This window comes from Leifsonia sp. Root1293 (assembly GCF_001425325.1).
GTDB lineage: Bacteria > Actinomycetota > Actinomycetes > Actinomycetales > Microbacteriaceae > Orlajensenia.
The window spans coordinates 911,170-928,738 of the sequence record NZ_LMEH01000001.1 but is presented as its reverse complement, the minus strand read 5'-3'; the positions used below and the strand labels follow the sequence as shown (position 1 = coordinate 928,738).

The 17,569-nt window shown below is 67.5% G+C and carries 14 protein-coding genes; 8 read left to right on the top strand and 6 right to left on the bottom strand.

Features of this window, described 5'->3' with window-relative positions; all coding sequences use genetic code 11:
* Positions 1-54 precede the first annotated feature (54 nt).
* Positions 55-1,479 (bottom strand): type I glutamate--ammonia ligase, encoded by a 1,425-nt coding sequence (gene glnA / locus ASC59_RS04270; protein ID WP_055818659.1) that lies wholly within the window; start codon positions 1,477-1,479, stop codon positions 55-57.
* Positions 1,480-1,614: 135 nt separating this feature from the next.
* Between glnA and ASC59_RS04265 the strand changes: the two genes are divergently transcribed.
* Positions 1,615-2,055, top strand: coding sequence for an RDD family protein (locus tag ASC59_RS04265; RefSeq protein WP_055818657.1), 441 nt, complete (start codon positions 1,615-1,617; stop codon positions 2,053-2,055).
* Here the strand turns inward: ASC59_RS04265 and ASC59_RS04260 are convergent, their stop codons facing one another.
* The gene (locus ASC59_RS04260) at positions 2,056-2,766 is read right to left on the bottom strand and encodes a DUF4191 domain-containing protein (protein ID WP_055818655.1); all 711 of its coding nucleotides are present in this window, start codon (positions 2,764-2,766) and stop codon (positions 2,056-2,058) included. It abuts the gene before it with no gap.
* Between the two features lie 171 nt (positions 2,767-2,937).
* Here ASC59_RS04260 and ASC59_RS04255 point away from each other — a divergent pair, with 171 nt between their 5' ends.
* Positions 2,938-4,359, top strand: a complete 1,422-nt coding sequence (locus ASC59_RS04255; protein WP_157487916.1) for a hypothetical protein — start codon at positions 2,938-2,940, stop codon at positions 4,357-4,359.
* Between the two features lie 3 nt (positions 4,360-4,362).
* Here the strand turns inward: ASC59_RS04255 and ASC59_RS04250 are convergent, their stop codons facing one another.
* The 3 genes from ASC59_RS04250 to ASC59_RS04240 all read right to left on the bottom strand — a co-directional run bounded on the left by ASC59_RS04250 (position 4,363) and on the right by ASC59_RS04240 (position 8,963).
* Positions 4,363-5,865 carry a 2-oxo acid dehydrogenase subunit E2 gene (locus ASC59_RS04250; protein ID WP_055818651.1) on the bottom strand — a complete coding sequence of 501 codons (1,503 nt, stop codon included), beginning with the start codon at positions 5,863-5,865 and terminating at the stop codon, positions 4,363-4,365.
* A gap of 118 nt (positions 5,866-5,983) precedes the next feature.
* The gene (lpdA, locus tag ASC59_RS04245) at positions 5,984-7,357 is read right to left on the bottom strand and encodes a dihydrolipoyl dehydrogenase (protein ID WP_055818649.1); all 1,374 of its coding nucleotides are present in this window, start codon (positions 7,355-7,357) and stop codon (positions 5,984-5,986) included.
* Positions 7,358-7,478: 121 nt separating this feature from the next.
* The gene (locus ASC59_RS04240) at positions 7,479-8,963 is read right to left on the bottom strand and encodes a leucyl aminopeptidase (RefSeq protein ID WP_055818647.1); all 1,485 of its coding nucleotides are present in this window, start codon (positions 8,961-8,963) and stop codon (positions 7,479-7,481) included.
* Positions 8,964-9,059: 96 nt separating this feature from the next.
* Between ASC59_RS04240 and ASC59_RS04235 the strand changes: the two genes are divergently transcribed.
* The 5 genes from ASC59_RS04235 (at position 9,060) to ASC59_RS04215 (ending at position 14,934) form a co-directional block, all read left to right on the top strand.
* Positions 9,060-9,986, top strand: coding sequence for a proteasome assembly chaperone family protein (locus tag ASC59_RS04235; protein ID WP_055818646.1), 927 nt, complete (start codon positions 9,060-9,062; stop codon positions 9,984-9,986).
* Between the two features lie 49 nt (positions 9,987-10,035).
* Entirely contained in the window at positions 10,036-11,370 is a 1,335-nt protein-coding gene (locus tag ASC59_RS04230; protein ID WP_055818644.1) for an MFS transporter, read from the top strand.
* A 222-nt stretch (positions 11,371-11,592) separates the two neighbouring features.
* On the top strand, positions 11,593-12,930 hold the full coding sequence (locus ASC59_RS04225) for an RNA polymerase sigma factor (protein WP_055818642.1): 1,338 nt from the start codon (positions 11,593-11,595) through the stop codon (positions 12,928-12,930).
* 10 nt (positions 12,931-12,940) lie between these two features.
* Complete coding sequence (locus tag ASC59_RS04220) at positions 12,941-14,203, top strand: Mur ligase family protein (protein ID WP_055818640.1); 1,263 nt, start codon at positions 12,941-12,943, stop codon at positions 14,201-14,203.
* Entirely contained in the window at positions 14,200-14,934 is a 735-nt protein-coding gene (locus ASC59_RS04215; RefSeq protein ID WP_055818639.1) for a type 1 glutamine amidotransferase, read from the top strand. Before ASC59_RS04220 ends, ASC59_RS04215 begins: the two co-directional genes overlap by 4 nt.
* Before the next feature lie 86 nt (positions 14,935-15,020).
* Here the strand turns inward: ASC59_RS04215 and ASC59_RS04210 are convergent, their stop codons facing one another.
* Positions 15,021-15,248, bottom strand: coding sequence for a DUF7455 domain-containing protein (locus ASC59_RS04210; RefSeq protein ID WP_055818636.1), 228 nt, complete (start codon positions 15,246-15,248; stop codon positions 15,021-15,023).
* 176 nt (positions 15,249-15,424) lie between these two features.
* Between ASC59_RS04210 and ASC59_RS04205 the strand changes: the two genes are divergently transcribed.
* On the top strand, positions 15,425-17,506 hold the full coding sequence (locus ASC59_RS04205) for a DNA gyrase/topoisomerase IV subunit B (RefSeq protein ID WP_235492570.1): 2,082 nt from the start codon (positions 15,425-15,427) through the stop codon (positions 17,504-17,506).
* Positions 17,507-17,569: the final 63 nt, after the last annotated feature.

The following is a 17,569-nucleotide window of genomic DNA, read 5'->3' as shown; positions in this document are numbered from 1 at the left end:
AGAACGGGCCGCACCCCCGAAGGGATGCGGCCCGGTGTCGTCGACGAGTGCTGACTACACGCCGTAGTAGAGCTCGAACTCGAACGGGTGCGGACGCTGCGCGAGGGGCTTGATCTCCTTCTCGCGCTTGTAGTCGATCCAGGTCTCGATGAGCTCGGGCGTGAAGACGCCGCCCGCGAGCAGGAACTCGTGGTCCGCCTCGAGGGCATCCAGCGCCGCGCCGAGCGAAGCCGGAACCTGCGGAATGTTCTTGGCTTCCTCCGGCGGCAGCTCGTAGAGGTCCTTGTCGACCGGCTCGTGCGGCTCGATGCGGTTCTTGATGCCGTCGAGTCCGGCCATGAGCTGGGCGGCGAAGGCGAGGTACGGGTTGCCGGAGGCATCCGGTGCACGGAACTCGATGCGCTTGGCCTTCGGGTTCGTTCCCGTGATGGGGATGCGGATGGAGGCCGAGCGGTTTCCGGCCGAGTAGACCAGGTTGACGGGCGCCTCGAAGCCGGGGACCAGGCGGTGGTAGGAGTTCACCGTCGGGTTCGTGAACGCGAGAACGGCGGGGGCGTGCTTGAGCAGGCCGCCGATGTACCAACGCGCCAGGTCGGAGAGCCCGCCGTAGCCCGCCTCGTCGTAGAACAGCGGCTTGCCGTCGTTCCACAGCGACTGGTGGGTGTGCATGCCCGAGCCGTTGTCGCCGAAGAGCGGCTTCGGCATGAAGGTGGCCGTCTTGCCCCACTGCTCGGCGGTGTTCTTGACGATGTACTTGAACTTCAGGATGTCGTCCGCCGCGTGCACCATGGTGTCGAAGCGGTAGTTGATCTCCTGCTGACCACCGGTGCCCACCTCGTGGTGCGAGCGCTCGAGGATGAGGCCGGCCTCGATGAGCTTCAGCGAGATGTCGTCGCGCAGGTCGGCGGTCTTGTCGACGGGGGAGACCGGGAAGTATCCGCCCTTGTACGGCGTCTTGTTGGCGAGGTTTCCGCCCTCCTCCTTGCGGCCCGAGTTCCAGGCACCCTCTTCGGAGTCGACGGAGTAGAAGCTGGAGTACTGGTTCACCTCGTAGCGCACGTCGTCGAAGATGTAGAACTCGGCCTCGGGGGCGAAGAATGCGGTGTCGGCGATGCCGGTCGAGGCGAGGTACTTCTCAGCCTTCTTGGCGACCTGACGCGGGTCCTTCGAGTAGATCTCGCCGTTGCGCGGGTTGTAGATGTCGAACACCATGATCAGCGTGCGCTCGATGCGGAACTGGTCGATGTACGCGGTCGTCACGTCGGGGATGAGCTGCATGTCCGACTCGTGGATGTTCGCGAAGCCGCGAATGGACGATCCGTCGAACAACTGGCCGACGGTGAAGAACTCCTCATCCACAGTCGACGCCGGGATGTTGAAGTGCTGCTGCACACCCGGAAGGTCGGTGAAACGGATGTCGAGGAACTTGACGTCCGTCTCCTTGATGAATGCGAGGACTTCAGACGAGTCTGTGAACATGTAGGACTTCTCCTAGGACTGGAACCGATGGCTGCACAGCGCAACTGTTCATGAGGGTATTGGGAGGCCGTTTCCCTGCAGTGTCGCGATTGTTTCAGGCATGTTACGGCCGTGCCGTCTCATTAGACTCGTGGAGTGAGCACCCCCGCGTCAAATCCTCGGACCTTCGGCGACCTGGCCCCCAGCAGCTATCCCGGTGAGCGCCTCGGCGTGCCGAGAGATGGGTCCGGCTCCGTCGCACGCGCCGGCCGCCGCATCATCGCCCTGTGCATCGATTGGGGCAGTGCCATGCTGATCACGCTGCTCTTCGCGAGCTACAACTCGTTCACGTACACCTGGCTGACCCCGGTGGTCTTCCTCGTGCTGCAGGTCATCTTCATCCCGACCATCGGGGGCAGCATCGGGCACCGCCTGCTCGGGATGCGGGTCGTCGCCATCGCCGGCGGTTGGGTCGGGATCTGGCGCCCGATCGTGCGATCGGTCCTGCTCACGATCGTGCTCCCGGCGCTCGTCTGGGATTCCGACCAGCGCGGGTTCCACGACAAGATCGCCGGAACGATCCTCCTGCGCGTCTGATCAGGCGCGACGCTGCGCGCGGACCTTGTTCGGGTCGATGCCCTTGGGAATCGGCAGGCCGGTCTTCGCCATCGACGTCAGGCGGTTGTTCACCGCGAGGACCTCGGCCTTGGTCAGCTTCGGCTTGATCTTGACGAGCGACCGGGACAGCTTGTGCAGGGGCACGGCGTTCGCATCCGGTCCGACGGAGAGCGTCGAGATCGGCACGTTCGGAACGACCTTGCTGACCTTGCGCTTCTCGTCGTCGAGCATGCGCTGGGTGCGGCTGATGGGACCCTCGCTGATGAGGACGACACCGCCGCGTCCGACGGCGCGGTAGACGGCGTCGTGGGTCTTTCCGTTCACCGAGATGGGCATCTCGCTGCCCACCCAGCCGCGGCGGAGCGAGCTGCGCAGCACGGCACCGACCGCTCCGGGCTGCCCCTCGATCTGCGAGTAGGCGGCCTTCTCGGCACGACGACCGAGCACCACGAGGGCGATCAGCAGACCGCCGAGGACACCGGCGATGATCCAGAGGGCGATGGTGAAGCCGTTGCCCTCGCCGAGCCAGAGGGCGAAGCCCAGGCCGACGACGACGGGAGCCAGGAACCCGAGGAGCATGATCCAGACCGCGTTCGAGTCGTAGCGACGGGTCATCTGGAAGACCTGCCACATCTGCTTGAAGCGACCGGGTTCCTTCGGAGTGGACGACGTGTCCGACTTGCGTGCCATGGCTCAAGGATACCGAGTCGACGAGCCCCTTCGTGACGGATGGGAAACGCCGTGGGCGAACCTGTCGTGACCGCCGGGCGGGACTCCTTCCCGGCAGTCGATTGCGAAGCCGCATCCACCGAAGCGCCCGATGCGCCGCCGGCTCGCAGCATGCCCGAAGAAGGTGGACGCATGACTCGAGACGACTCCACGCGCCTCGCCGGCTATCGAGTGCTGAGGCGTCTCGGTGCCGGACGCCGCGCCGAGGTGCACCTCGGACATGTCGGAGAGGCGGCTGGCTCGGGGACAGCGGGGAGCACCGTGGCCCTCAAGTTGTTCCCGGCGGTCAATGCCGGCTCGAGTGCGGTCGACATCGCGATCCTCGGCTCGGTCCAGGCGGCATGCGTGCCACGACTCCACGACGTCGCGACGCTCCGCGATGGGTCGATCTGTCTCGTTCTCGACAAGCTCGACGGCCCCACACTGTCCGCATGGCTCACGGCCGAACGACGCCCTCAGGCCGGTGAGCTCGTGACGGTCCTGGGCGCCGTCATCGCCACTGCGGCTGCAGCCAGGACGGCCGGGTGGGCGCTGGGGGAGCTGGTGCCGTCGTCGATCCGGTTCAATGGGGGCGGTCGACCCGTGATCACCTCGTTCTCGGCGGCGAGCCCGGCGGCCGAGGGCGTGAGAGTGGCCGACGCCCTGCGCGCGGAGTTCTCTCATCTCGGCGACTTCATCGCCGACGTGCTCGTGTTGGCCCGCCACGACGACCCGGGCTTCCTCGGATGGCTGAGGATGCACGAGAAGGACCATCCGATGACGGATCGTCTCCCCGAACTGGAGGCTCGCGTCTTCGACTGGGCGCCCGCGCGACCCGTCGTCCTCTCGACGGTCGACGGCGCGTCGCTCGGAGCCGTCGTCCCGGCACGGCTGGCGCCGTCGAGCGGCCGGCGCCCCGCGCTGCCTGATGACGAGGAGGACGAGGTCGGGCCGACCCGTTTCGGGATCACCCGCACGATCCAGCGTGCGAGGCTGCTCCTGGCGCCGAGGAGAGTGGCCGGCTCGACACAGGGGTTCCTCAGGCGACACCGACGTCCGGCTGTTCTCGCCGGTGCGCTGATAGTCGTGGGCGCCGGCACCGCACTCAGCCTGGTGCCGCCGGCTGCGCAGGGAACACCTCCGCCACCGTCGTCCGCCGCAGCCCCGCCAGCACCGCATTCACCGGAGGCGTCGCCGCAGCAAGGTGCCGGTGCGTCCACCACCGCACCTCCCGACCCCGGCAGCCAGCAACCAGCGGTCACGGCCGACGATCCGGTCGCTGCCGCCAGAGCTCTCCTGATGCTGCGGGAGATCTGTCTGGAGCAGCGGGATGCGGGGTGTCTCGGCTCCGTGGATCAGGCGTCATCGCCCCTCGCCGAGGCCGACCGCCACGCCCTGTCCGAGGGCGGGCAGCCTTCGACCCTTCAGCCGTCCGATGCGATCACCCTCGTCGGACGCACGGGCGACGCCGCCATCGTCCTCGTGGCCGGCCCGACCGCGGAGACACCACCGGCCTCGCTCCTTCTGATGAAGGGCGAGGCCGGGTGGCGATTGCGCGAGGTGTTCGAGGGGTGAACCCTAGATGCCGAGGTCGCCCTCGAAGTCGCCTGCCTCGAGGCGCGTCTTGACCGCGGTGAGGTAGCGAGCGGCATCCGCACCGTCGACGATGCGGTGATCGTACGAGAGGGCGAGGTAGACGATCGACCGGATGGCGATGGCGTCGACACCGTCCTGGCTGACGACGGTCGGCTCCTTGACGACGATGCCCGTGCCGAGGATGGCCGACTGCGGAAGGAACACGACGGGCGTGTCGAACAGCGCGCCACGCGAACCGGTGTTGGTCAGCGTGAAGGTGCCGCCGGCGAGCTCGTCGGGCTTCAGCTTGTTGTCGCGAGTGCGGCCGGCGAGGTCGGCGATCTGCGCGGCGAAGCCGGCCAGGTCGAGAGCGGCTGCGTCCTTGATGACAGGAGTGAGCAGACCGCGCTCGGTATCGACGGCGATGGCCAGGTTCTCGTGGCCGGGGTAGACGATGGAGTCACCGTCGACCGTCGAGTTGATGATCGGGAACGCCTGCAGCGCCTCGACGGCCGCGAGGGCGAAGAACGGCAGGAAGGAGAGCTTCTGGCCGGTCTTCTGCTGGAACTCGCCCTTGACCTTGTCGCGCAGCTGGGCGACGCGCGTGACGTCGACCTTGACAACGGTGGTGAGCTGGGCGGTCTGCTGCATCGAGGCGACGGCGCGCTCGGCGACGACCTTGCGCAGGCGCGTCATCGGCACGGTGGTTCCGCGCAGAGGCGAGACCTCGAGGGCCGGAGCCGAAGGAGCGGCTGCGCTTCCGGATGCAGCCGACAGGACATCCTGCTTGCGGATGCGTCCGCCGACACCGGTACCGGTGATCGTGGCCAGGTCGACACCCTGCTCGTTCGCGAGCTTGCGAACGATCGGGGTGACATAGCCGCCACCCGAGTGGGACCCGGAGGATGCGGGAGCGGCAGCAGGTGCGGGTGCAGCAGCAGGTGCGGGAGCAGCAGCAGGTGCGGCGGCCGGAGTGGGAGCAGCAGGTGCGGCGGCCGGAGCGGGAGCCGGAGCAGCCGGTGCCGGAGCGGCCGGTGCCGGAGCGGCGGGCGCCTCGGCTGCGGGAGCCGGGGCGGCCGGTGCAGGTGCCGGTGCTGCAGGAGCCTCGGCTGCCGGGGCAGGAGCCTCGGCCTCGACCGGAGCCTCGGTGGAAGGAACCTCGGCCGGAGCGGCAGGAGCCTCGGCTGCGGGAGCAGCCTCAGCCGGAGCGGCCTCGGCTGCAGGAGCTGCGGCTGCAGGCTCCTCTGCCGGAGCGTCTCCGCCACCCGATCCGTCACCGATGGTCACGAGCGCGGTCCCGACCTCGACGGTCTCGTCCTCCTGCACCAGGATCGACTCGATCACTCCGGCGATCGGCGAGGGGATCTCGGTGTCGACCTTGTCGGTCGAGACTTCGAGCAGCGGCTCGTCGACCTCGACGCGGTCGCCCACGTTCTTGAGCCAGCGGGTGACCGTTCCCTCGGTGACACTCTCTCCGAGTGCCGGGAGGCTGACGGATTCGCTCATGCGATTGTCTCCTTCACAAGCTTTTCTTTGCTTGGTAGCTTATTGCGTTCTGGTCGGCCGGGGCCGCGAGTGGTCGTGCGTTCTTGGGGCGACGGCGCTCAGGCGTGTCGCCCGCGGATCAGATGGCGTGCAGCGGCTTTCCGGCCAGCATGAGGAAGGCCTCGCCCAGCGCCTCGTTCTGAGTGGGGTGAGCGTGCACCAGAGGAGCGATGTCCTCGGGGTATGCCTCCCAGTTGACGGCGAGCTGGGCTTCTCCGATGAGTTCTCCCACACGGGCGCCGATCATGTGCATTCCGACGATCGGGCCGTCGTTGACACGCACGACCTTGACGGAACCGGTCGTGCCGATGATGTGGCTCTTGCCGTTGCCGCCGAGGCTGTAGTCGTAGCTCGTGACCTGATCGGCGCCGAACTTGTCCTTCGCCTTGGCCTCCGAGTAGCCGATCGAGGCGACCTCGGGGTCGCTGTACGTGACCTTGGGGATGTTGAGGTCCTCGACGACGATCGGGTTGAGGCCGGCGATCTCCTCGGCGACGAAGATGCCCTGCTGGAAGCTGCGGTGCGCGAGCTGCAGGCCGGGCACGATGTCGCCGACGGCGTACACACCGGGGATGTTCGTGGCGAGTCGCTCGTTCGTGATGACGAAGCCGCGGTCCATGGTGATGCCGACCTCGTCGTAGCCGAGCCCGCTGGTGACAGGACCGCGACCCACGGCGACGAGAAGCAGCTCGGCCTCGATCGTCTTGCCGTCCTCGAGGGTGACGACGACGCCCTGGTCGTTCTGGGTCACGCTCTGGAATCGCACGCCGAGCGAGAACTCGATGCCGCGCTTGCGGTAGGCCCGCTCGAACTGCTTCGAGACCGACTCGTCCTCATTGGGGACGAGGTGCGGGAGAGCCTCGATGATGCTCACCTCGGCGCCGTAGCTCTTCCAGACGCTGGCGAACTCGACGCCGATGACGCCGCCACCGAGGATGGCGACCTTCTTCGGCACGAAATCGAGCTGCAGGGCCTGCTCGCTCGTGATCACGCGGCCACCGATCTCGAGTCCGGGGAGGGAACGCGAGTACGAGCCCGTGGCGAGCACGATGTGCTTGCCGGTGATCGTGTCATCGCCCACCTGAACCGTCGTGGGGGAGGTGAGCTTGCCCTCGCCGGCGATCGTCGTGATGCCGCGGGCCTTGACGAGGCCCTGCAGACCCTTGTACTTGCTGTCGACGATGCCCTGGCGGTAGGCCGTGACGGCGGTCATGTCGATGCCGTCGAACGTGGTCTTCACGCCGTACTTCGCGGACTCGCGGGAGTAGTCGGCCACCTCGGCCGAGTGCAGCAGCGCCTTGGTCGGGATGCAGCCGCGGTGCAGACACGTGCCGCCGACCTTGTCCTTCTCGATCATGGCGACGGTGAAGCCGAGCTGGACAGCTCGCAGCGCAGTGGCGTAGCCACCGCTTCCTCCACCCAGAACGACAATGTCAAACGACTGCTCCGACACCCAGCTACTCCCTTGATTTCGAGACCTGTGTAAGGACGTGCAAGATCGGCTGCCCAGCATCCGGTTGGGATCAGGGGGAGACGATCGTGGGCGAGCGCGGAAACTCGCCTCTAAGAGCGTACTACTTGCTCGTGAAGGACTCGGCCAGCGCGAGCAGCGTGCGCACCGAGACACCGGTGGCACCGGGCCCGGTGAAGCCGAACGGCTTGCCCTCGTTGAGAGCCGCTCCCGCGATGTCGAGGTGCGCCCACGGGATCATGGCATCGCCATCGGCGGTCTTCCCGATGAAGTCCTTGAGGAACGCGGCGGCGAGCATCATCCCCGCAGCCGGATCCCCGGGCGTGGCGTTCTTGATGTCTGCGACTCCCGAGTCCAGACGCGCGCGCAGTTCCTCGGGGATCGGCATCGCCCAGAACGGCTCCCCGACCGAGGCGGAGGACGAGATCACGCGCGCGACGAGCTCGTCCTCGCCCATGACCGCCGAGTAGCGATGGCCGAGCGCGACGACCTGGGCGCCGGTGAGGGTCGCGACGTCGACGATCGCATCCGGGAACTCCTCGGATGCCGCGACCAGCCCGTCAGCCATCACCAGGCGCCCCTCGGCGTCGGTGTTCACGACCTCGACGGTGGTCCCGCCTCTGATGCTCAGCACGTCGTTCGGCCGAACTGCATTGCCTGACGGCATGTTCTCGGCGAGGCACAGCCAGCCGGTCAGTCTCACGGGCAGTCCGGTCCGTGCTGCGGCCACGATGACGGCGAGCACGTTCGCGGCACCGGCCATGTCGCTCTTCATGCCGATCATCGGCACCGGCGGCTTCAGCGAGAGTCCGCCGGTGTCGAAGGTGATGCCCTTTCCGACGATGGCGAGGTGCGCGGTCGCCGCGGCGGGGGAGTAGGCGAGCTTGAGCAGGCGCGGAGGGCGCGCGGATCCCTTGCCCACACCGAGGATGCCGCCGAAGCCGTCGTCTGCCAGCTGGGCCTCATCCCAGACGGTGACGTCGATGGGCAGCTCTCCGATCGCCTCTCCGGCACGGTCGACGAAGCTCTCGGGGTAGAGGTCCGACGGGGGTGCGTTCACGAGGTCGCGCACCAGATTGACGCCATCGGCGACAGCGCCGATCCGTGCCTGCTCTTCCTCAGCCGGCGCGACCGTGGTGTGCACGACGATGCTCGATGCGGGGGTCTTCGTCTTCTCGAGCGAGGCGTGCCTGTATGCCGTGTACGCGTAGGCGCCGAGCACGGCTCCCTCGGCGATGGCGGCGGCATCGGCGGAGCCATCGGTCGGGATGGCGAAGGCGAGGGTGTCGATCCCGGTGAGCTGGCGTGCAGCGGAACCGGCGGCGGCGCGGAGGGCGGCCGCATCCGTGCCCCGTCCCAGACCGATGATGGCGATCGTCCGCGCGGTACCCACTGTGTCGACTGTGCGCACGAGTTGGTCTGCAGCCCCGGTCACTCCGAGCGCGTCGAGATGCTCCGCGATGCCGGCGTATGCGGGGTCCGCGACGAGCTCCACGGAGCCGTCGACCGACCGGGCGCCGATGACGACGACGTCGACGGCTGCCTCGGTGACGGGTGCTGAGGAGAAGGAGAGGGTTGCTGAAGTCATGCTCCGATCGTACGCAGTGTCGGTGTTCGCTCTCGGCGTCGTCCTCTCGGCACCGCTGGCGGGAGTGGGTGACGAGGGTCGCCGTAGCATTGGAGGATGCGTGATCCCCGTGGCCTGTACGAGCTGACTCCCGACGCATCGGACGTCCCCGACGGCCTGCACCTGGTGGCCGGTCTCACCGGGTTCGCGGATGCAGGCAGCGCCGTGTCGCAGTTCACCGCGCACATCCTCGATTCGCTCGAGACGGTGACGATCGCCGAGTTCGACGCCGACATCCTTCTCGACTACAGGGCGCGACGCCCCATCGTCACCTTCGACGAGGACCACCTCACTGCGTACGAGCCGTCGCGGCTCACGCTCTCGCTCGCCCGGGACGAACTCGGGCAGCCCTTCCTGCTGCTCACGGGATTCGAGCCGGACTTCCAGTGGGAGCGCTTCGCCGCGGCCGTGCTCGACATCGTTGACAGGTTCGCGGTGAGCACGACGACGTGGGTGCACTCCATCCCGATGCCCGTGCCGCACACCCGTCCGATCCGCGTGACCGTGAGCGGCAACCGCACCGACCTCATCGAGGCGATGTCGATCTGGCGACCCCGCACCCAGGTTCCGGCGACGGCACTGCACCTCGTCGAGTACCGCCTGCAGGAACGCGGCGATTCGGTCGTCGGCTTCGTGCTGTTGATTCCGCACTACCTGTCCGACACCGAGTATCCACTGGCCGCGATCACGGCTCTGGAGTCCGTGAGCGCGGCGACGGGCCACATCTTCCCGACGGACAGCCTGCGGGAGCAGGGCCGTGACTTCGTCGGCCGACTCGGCGAGCAGATGGGCGAGAACGGAGAGTTGTCGAAGCTGGTGTCCAACCTCGAGGAGCGCCACGACAGCTACATGGAGGGCACCACACTCCACTCGCCGCTCACCGACTCCGACGGCGAGGTGCCGAGCGCCGACGACATCGCTGCCGAACTCGAGAAGTTCCTGGCCTTCAGGCGCGACCGCGAGGATCCGCCGACGGGCCTCTGAGCCTCCTCCCGCCTTCGCTCCTGCGATCTGGAGGCGTAGGGTCGATGCAGTGAACTCCCGCCGATCGTGGTTCGTCTTCGGTGTCGGAGCGTTCCTGTACCTCTCCGCCGTGCTGCAGCGCACCTCTCTGGGCGTCGCCGGTGTGGCAGCGGCCGACAGGTTCGACGTCACGGCCGCAGCGCTGTCCACACTGGCCGTCGTCCAGATCGCCGTCTACGCGGCCATGCAGATCCCCGTGGGCGTGCTCATCGACCGCTTCGGGCCGCGCACGCTGATGCTGCTGGGAACAGCGGTGATGGTCGTCGGTCAGCTGGTTGTCGCCTTCGCACCCTCCCTGAGCGTCGCTGTCATCGGACGCATCCTCGTGGGCGCGGGAGACGCGACGGTCTTCGTCTCGCTCATCCGGCTGGTGAGCTCCTGGTTCAGCGGACGGATCGTTCCGCAGCTCTCCCAGTGGGTGGGCAACATCGGCCAGCTCGGACAGGTGCTGTCCGCCCTTCCGTTCGCATGGCTCCTGCGCAACTTCGGCTGGTCTCCGGCCTTCGTCTCCGCGGCCTCGGTCTCGGCGCTCGGCCTGGTGCTCGGATTCATCGCCCTCAAGGACCGCCCGGCGGGCACGGGCGACGAGCACCGGGCCACGGACATCAGGGTGGCGGTCCGCCAGCTCGTCGAGTCCTTCCGCCGGCCGGGCACGCAGCTGGGGTTCTGGTCGCACTTCGTGACCCAGTCGCCCGGGACCGTGTTCAGCCTGTTCTGGGGCTTCCCGTTCCTGGTGTTCGGGCTCGGCTACGACCAGCAGACCGCCGCAGAGCTCCTCCTGCTGCTCGTGGGCGCCGGAATCGCGACAGGTCCGTTCCTCGGCATCCTGACGGCCCGATATCCGCTGCGCCGGTCCAACATCGTGCTCGGCATCGTCGCCGCGATGGCGGTGGCGTGGACGATCCTCCTCCTGTGGCCCGGGCAGCCGCCCATCGGCGTGGTGATGGTCGTGCTCGTCGTCATCGGCGTGGGCGGCCCCGGGTCGCTCATCGGCTTCGACTTCGCGCGCACCTTCAATCCGATGCGGAGCCTCGGAGCGGCGAACGGCGTCGTCAACGTCGGTGGGTTCCTCGCGAGCTTCGTCATGATCTTCCTCATCGGCATCATCCTGGACCTCCAGGATGCCGTGCGCACCGCCGGCGGCGAGGCGAGCGATCTCTACTCCCTGACGTCGTTCCGCTGGGCCTTCGCCATCCAGTACGTCGTCGTCGGCATCGGCGTGGGATTCCTCCTCGAGGCACGCCGCCGAACTCGCCAGCGCGTGCTCGCCGACGAGGGAATAGAGGTTGGGCCCATCTGGGTTTCATTGGTAGCGGCATGGAAGCACCGTGGGGAACGCCATTAGGCGAGTGCTCCTAATAAACCGTGCAATAATTGTCAATAGGACCCGTTCATCTCCGGGCACCCCCAGTTCGATCCGCACGCGGCGAGCTCCGGGGGAGCACTTCGGACTTGACATGGGTCCTAGTAATGTCCATTTTCGGCCACGATCGGATGCTCCCGGCATCCGGATGCGGCCACTCGGGGGAAGTCGTCACCGGCGTCCCTCCCTGTGAGAGGTGTACGAATGCCAACCACGAAGTCCGCCGCGGCCACCGCTGCGACCGAGGAGACGGAAACCGTCGCCCCGAAGACCACAGCTGCAGCGAAGAAGACCACCGCTGCGGCAGCCAAGACCACCACGGCGGCGCCGAAGAAGGCGCCGGCCAAGAAGACAGCAGGCACCGCCGCTGCCCCCGCCAAGCGCGCCACGACGCGCAGCAAGGCCAAGGCCACGTCCGACGAGCCCGAGGAGGGCGAGGAGGTCGTACTCGAGACCGCCGCCATCGAGACCGTCGACACCGCCGCGGTCAAGGAGGATGCCGACGACTTCGAGGACGACGAGACCAAGCCCGTCGCCACTGTCGAGCCGCTTCCCACCGGAGCCCTCCGCCTCTCCCTCGTCGATGACGAGGACGATGTTCCCGTCTACTCCTCAGCCATCACCGGCGCCACCGCCGACCCTGTCAAGGACTACCTGAAGCAGATCGGAAAGGTCGCGCTCCTGAACGCGGCCGAAGAGGTCGAGCTCGCGATGCGCATCGAGGCCGGCCTGTTCGCCGAGGAGAAGCTGTCCCACCTCAGCGAGGTCGAGAAGAAGTCGTCTCTCGGCCGTGAGCTGCAGTGGGTCGCGAAGGACGGCGCCCGCGCCAAGAGCCACCTGCTCGGAGCGAACCTCCGCCTCGTGGTCTCCCTCGCCAAGCGCTACACCGGCCGCGGGATGCAGTTCCTCGACCTGATCCAGGAAGGCAACCTGGGCCTCATCCGTGCCGTCGAGAAGTTCGACTACACCAAGGGCTTCAAGTTCTCGACCTACGCCACCTGGTGGATTCGTCAGGCCATCACCCGCGCCATGGCCGACCAGGCCCGTACCATCCGCATTCCCGTGCACATGGTCGAGGTCATCAACAAGCTGGCCCGCGTGCAGCGCCAGATGCTCCAGGACCTGGGCCGCGAGCCCACGCCGGAAGAGCTCAGCCGCGAGCTCGACATGACCCCCGAGAAGGTCATCGAGGTGCAGAAGTACGGTCGCGAGCCGATCTCGCTGCACACTCCGCTCGGCGAGGACGGCGACAGCGAGTTCGGTGACCTCATCGAGGACACCGAGGCAGTCGTGCCCGCCGACGCCGTCGGCTTCACCATGCTCCAGAAGCAGCTCGAGAGCCTGCTCGACTCGCTCTCCGAGCGCGAGGCCGGCGTGATCCGCATGCGCTTCGGCCTCGGGGACGGCATGCCCAAGACGCTCGACCAGATCGGTGACACCTTCGGGGTGACGCGCGAGCGCATCCGTCAGATCGAGTCGAAGACGATGGCGAAGCTCCGCCACCCGTCGCGGTCGCAGTCGCTGCGCGACTACCTCGAGTAAGCCTCCACTGGTGCGCTATGTGCCGGCGATCGTCATCGGTCGCACGGTCAGGACGCTCGCGCGGCTGAGGAAGCCGGGCGGCGGTTCTGCCGTGCCGGGACTCGTGGTGAACAAGGTCGCCCCCGGCTACCTCGCCACGACTCTCAACTCGTTCCGCGATGGCCTCGTGATCGTGTCCGGCTCGAGCGGCAAGTCGACTACGACGAAGATGCTCGTGGCCGTGCTGCGCGCTCACGGACGCTCGGTGTTCACCAATCCGTCGACGGCCAACATCTCGCAAGGTCTCACCTCTGCTCTGCTCGAGGCGGCCGACCTGCAGGGTCGCATCCATGACGACATCGCCGTGCTCGAGATGGACGAGGGCCACGGCGCCCTCATCGCGGGCGAGCTCTCGCCGCGCGTCGTCGCCCTGACCAACGTGATGGTCGACCAGATCGACCGCTTCCACGACTCCGAGATGGTGGCGACGATGCTGACGACGATCGCCGCGAGGGCGACGGATGCCGTCGTGGTCAATGCCGACGACGACTACCTGGTGCAACTCGCCTCGAGTGTTCCCGCCGGCGTCTCGGTCGAGCGCTTCGGCGTCTCGTCCGCCGTGCTCGACGCAGCTCCGCATGGCCTCGGTCATGCGCGCCTGGCAGCCGAGCGGCTCATCGACCCGTCGGGAATCGTCGTGGGCGCGGTCTCCGGCCGCACGGCAGCGATGCTGATCGACGGCGACGAGCACACCGTCGGGCTGCCAGCGCGCGGTGTCCACTATGCGACCGATGCGGCGGCGGCACTGAGCACGGCTCGCGCCGTGCTCGGGCCGGACTTCGACGTCGACGTCGCGGTGGCCGCAGTCGGCTCCATCCCTCCGGTGTTCGGCCGCGGCGAGGTCGTCGAGGTGCGGGGCCAGCAGGTCGAGTTCGTGCTGGTGCAGAATCCGGCCAGCTACCAATTGAACATCGACACTCTCGAGCCAGGGGCACCGGTGCTGTTCGCCATCGGCTCCGACGTACGCGATCCGTCGTACTTCTGGCCCGTCGACACCTCCCGGGTCGCCCACGTCGACATCGTCAGCGGCTCGAAGGCGTGGGAACTCGCCCTCCAGCTGAGCTACGACGATGTCGAGATCGCCAGGGTGGAGACCGACCTCGGCCGGGCCGTCGACGACTTCCTCGCCCTCCCGATGCCCGCGACAGGCGTCAAGACGATCGTCTTCTCGGCCGACTCGATGCGTCGCACCCGCGCTCACCTCGGCCTGACCTCGGAGGGGGAGTCGTCATGAGTGAGACGTTCACCATCGCCGTCATCGCACCCAGCCTCCTGAACACCAACGGGGACGCCGAGAACGCCCGGGTGCTGGCCAGACGAGCAGAGTGGGCCGGCGCGATCGCCACCATCGTGCCGGTCGAGACCGCAACCGATCTGCCGGAGACCGTCGACGCCGTCGTCATCGGCTCCGGCTCCGACGCAGACCTCGTGCCGGCGCGCGACCTCCTGCTCCAGATCCAGGAGCAGCTGAGGGTCTGGTCGACCTCAGGCGTTCCCATCCTCGCGGTCGGAACAGGCTGGGAACTCATCAGCTGGGGCGTCGAGCGCACGATCGGCGGCGTCGTGGAGGGCCTGGGGATCCTCGCCGGACGCGGCGTTCCCCGCCAGGAGCGCGTGAGCGGAGACGTCGTGCTCACCAGTCGCTTCGGGCGCATCGTCGGCTTCGAGAATCACGCCCGCGACTACGTCGGTGCCGAGGGCTCTCCGCTCGGTCGGGTGCTGCGCGGAAGCGGCAACGGCCGCGATTCCTCGCAGGAGGGCGTCGTGATGGGCGACGTCATCGGCACCCACCTGCATGGGCCGGTGCTGGCCAAGAACCCCGCCCTGGCCGACCACCTGCTCACGTCGATGTTCGAGCGGCGCGGCCTGACCTATCGCCGGGGCGAGCGGGCGGCATCCGTCGACGACTATGCGGTCGCGGCGCGCAATCAGATCCTGACCGGCCTCGGCCTCGAGGCCGACTGACCGCTCGAGGCCATCCGCACAACGAGAAGAGCCGCCCTGATGCGATGCATCGGGCGGCTCTTCTTCGTGATGACGAAGCGGTGGGGTCAGTTCTCGAGGAGTCGCGAGGACTCGTCGTGCCAGCTGTGGGCGATGGAGGCCAGCTTCTCCTGGTGCTTGCGACCGTGGTGAGCGCAGAACAGCAACTCACCACTGGTGACGACCACGCGGATGTAGGCCTGAGCGCCGCACGCATCGCAGCGGTCGAGAGCGGTCAGCTGGTGAGCCGTCTCGAGTTCATCGACGGCACCGTTCGGGGTAACGATCTGTGACATTGACTGACCCTCCTTTTCGTATCGACCTGAAGATCCGTGACTCAATGTAAACACGCGGTTCGGGCGAATCAGCCGTGATGCCGCAGCATTTCGCTCTGCGCGTACGGATTGTGACATTTCTCACGGCCGGGTGTCAGGTCCGGGGGATGGCCCGTGCTCGCCTAGGGTTGACTGACGTGAGCAGTGACTATTCCGCCCGGCACCTGTCCGTCCTCGAGGGACTCGAAGCCGTGCGCAAGCGCCCGGGCATGTACATCGGATCGACGGATTCCCGCGGCCTGATGCACTGCCTGTGGGAGATCATCGACAACTCCGTGGACGAGGCACTCGGCGGCCACGGCACCGAGATCGACGTGACGCTGCACCCTGACTCCAGCGTCGAGGTGCGCGACCGCGCCCGAGGCATCCCCGTGGACATCGAACCGAAGACCGGACTCTCCGGCGTCGAGGTGGTCTTCACCAAGCTCCACGCCGGCGGCAAGTTCGGCTCAGGCTCGTACGCGGCGTCCGGGGGACTGCACGGCGTCGGCGCATCCGTCGTCAACGCCCTGTCGGAACGACTCGATGTCGAGGTCGATCGCGACGGCAAGACCTACGCGATGTCGTTCCACCGGGGCGAGCCCGGGCTGTTCGCCGACACCGGAGACACCAAGAGTCCGGATGCCCCGTTCACCCCGTTCGAGAAGACCAGCGAGCTGCGCGTCGTGGGCAAGGTGAAGAAGGGCGTGACCGGAACCCGCATCCGCTACTGGGCCGATCGTCAGATCTTCACCAAGGGAGCCGACTTCCAGACCGAGGAACTGCTCGGCCGCGCCAGGCAGACGGCGTTCCTCGTTCCCGGCCTCGGCATCCGTGTCACCGACGAACGCGGCTTCGAGCCCCACACCGACGAGTTCAAGTTCGACGGCGGCATCTCGGAGTTCGTGGAGCACCTCGCCCCCGATGCTCCTCTCACCGACACCTGGCGCCTGACCGGAACCGGCAGCTTCACCGAGACCGTTCCCGTGCTCAGCGACACCGGCGCGATGATTCCGACCGAGCTGCAGCGCGAGTGCACCGTGGACATCGCGCTGCGCTGGGGGACCGGCTACGACACCGTCATGCGCAGCTTCGTGAACATCATCTCGACCCCCAAGGGCGGCTCGCACCAGGCCGGCTTCGACGCCGGAATGCTGAAGTTCCTGCGCCAACAGGTCGAGGCGAACGCTCGGCGGCTCAAGGCAGGAACGGACAAGCTCGAGAAGGACGACATCTTCGCCGGCCTCACCGCCGTGCTGACCGTGCGCCTCCCCGAGCCGCAGTTCGAGGGCCAGACCAAGGAGGTGCTCGGCACGCCGGCCGTGCGCGCCATCGTCGCGAACGTCGTCGCGAAGGCCATGGCGGAGCGCTACGCCTCGACCAAGCGTGACGACAAGGCGCAGTCGGCCCTGCTGCTCGACAAGGTCGTCGCCGAGATGAAGTCGCGCATCTCCGCCCGAGCCCACAAGGAGACCCAGCGCCGCAAGAATGCGCTGGAGAGCTCGTCGCTGCCTGCGAAGCTGGTCGACTGCCGGTCGAACGACGTCGCCCAGAGCGAGCTGTTCATCGTGGAGGGCGACTCCGCTCTCGGCACGGCCAAGCTGGCACGCGACAGCGAGCACCAGGCGTTGCTCCCCATCCGGGGCAAGATCCTGAACGTGCAGAAGGCGAGCGTCGCCGACATGCTCGGCAATGCAGAGTGCGCCTCGATCATCCAGGTGATCGGGGCCGGCTCGGGTCGGAGCTTCGATCTCGAGACCGCCCGCTACGGCAAGGTGATCATCATGAGCGATGCCGACGTCGACGGAGCCCACATCCGCACGCTGCTGCTCACCCTGTTCTTCAGGTACATGCGTCCGATGATCGAGAACGGCCGAGTCTTCGCCGCCGTGCCGCCGCTGCACCGCGTCGTGGTGATGAACCCCGGCTCGAAGCCGAACGACACGCTGTACACCTACTCGGAGGCCGAGCTGCAGAAGGTGCTCGCGGCGCTCGGCAAGCAAGGCAAGAAGTACCAGGACCCGATCCAGCGCTACAAGGGCCTCGGCGAGATGGACGCCGATCAGCTCGCGACGACCACCATGGATCGCAAGCACCGCACCCTGCGCCGGGTGAACGTCTCCGACGCCGAGAACGCCGGCCGCGTCTTCGAGCTGCTCATGGGCACCGACGTCGCGCCACGCAAGGAGTTCATCGTCGACAGCTCGGACAGGCTCTCCCGCGAGAGCATCGACGCCTAGGCGCCCGGCGAGGCGCCCGGCGCGCCATTTCCCGGGGCTCTGCGCCACCTGTACTGGCGCGGA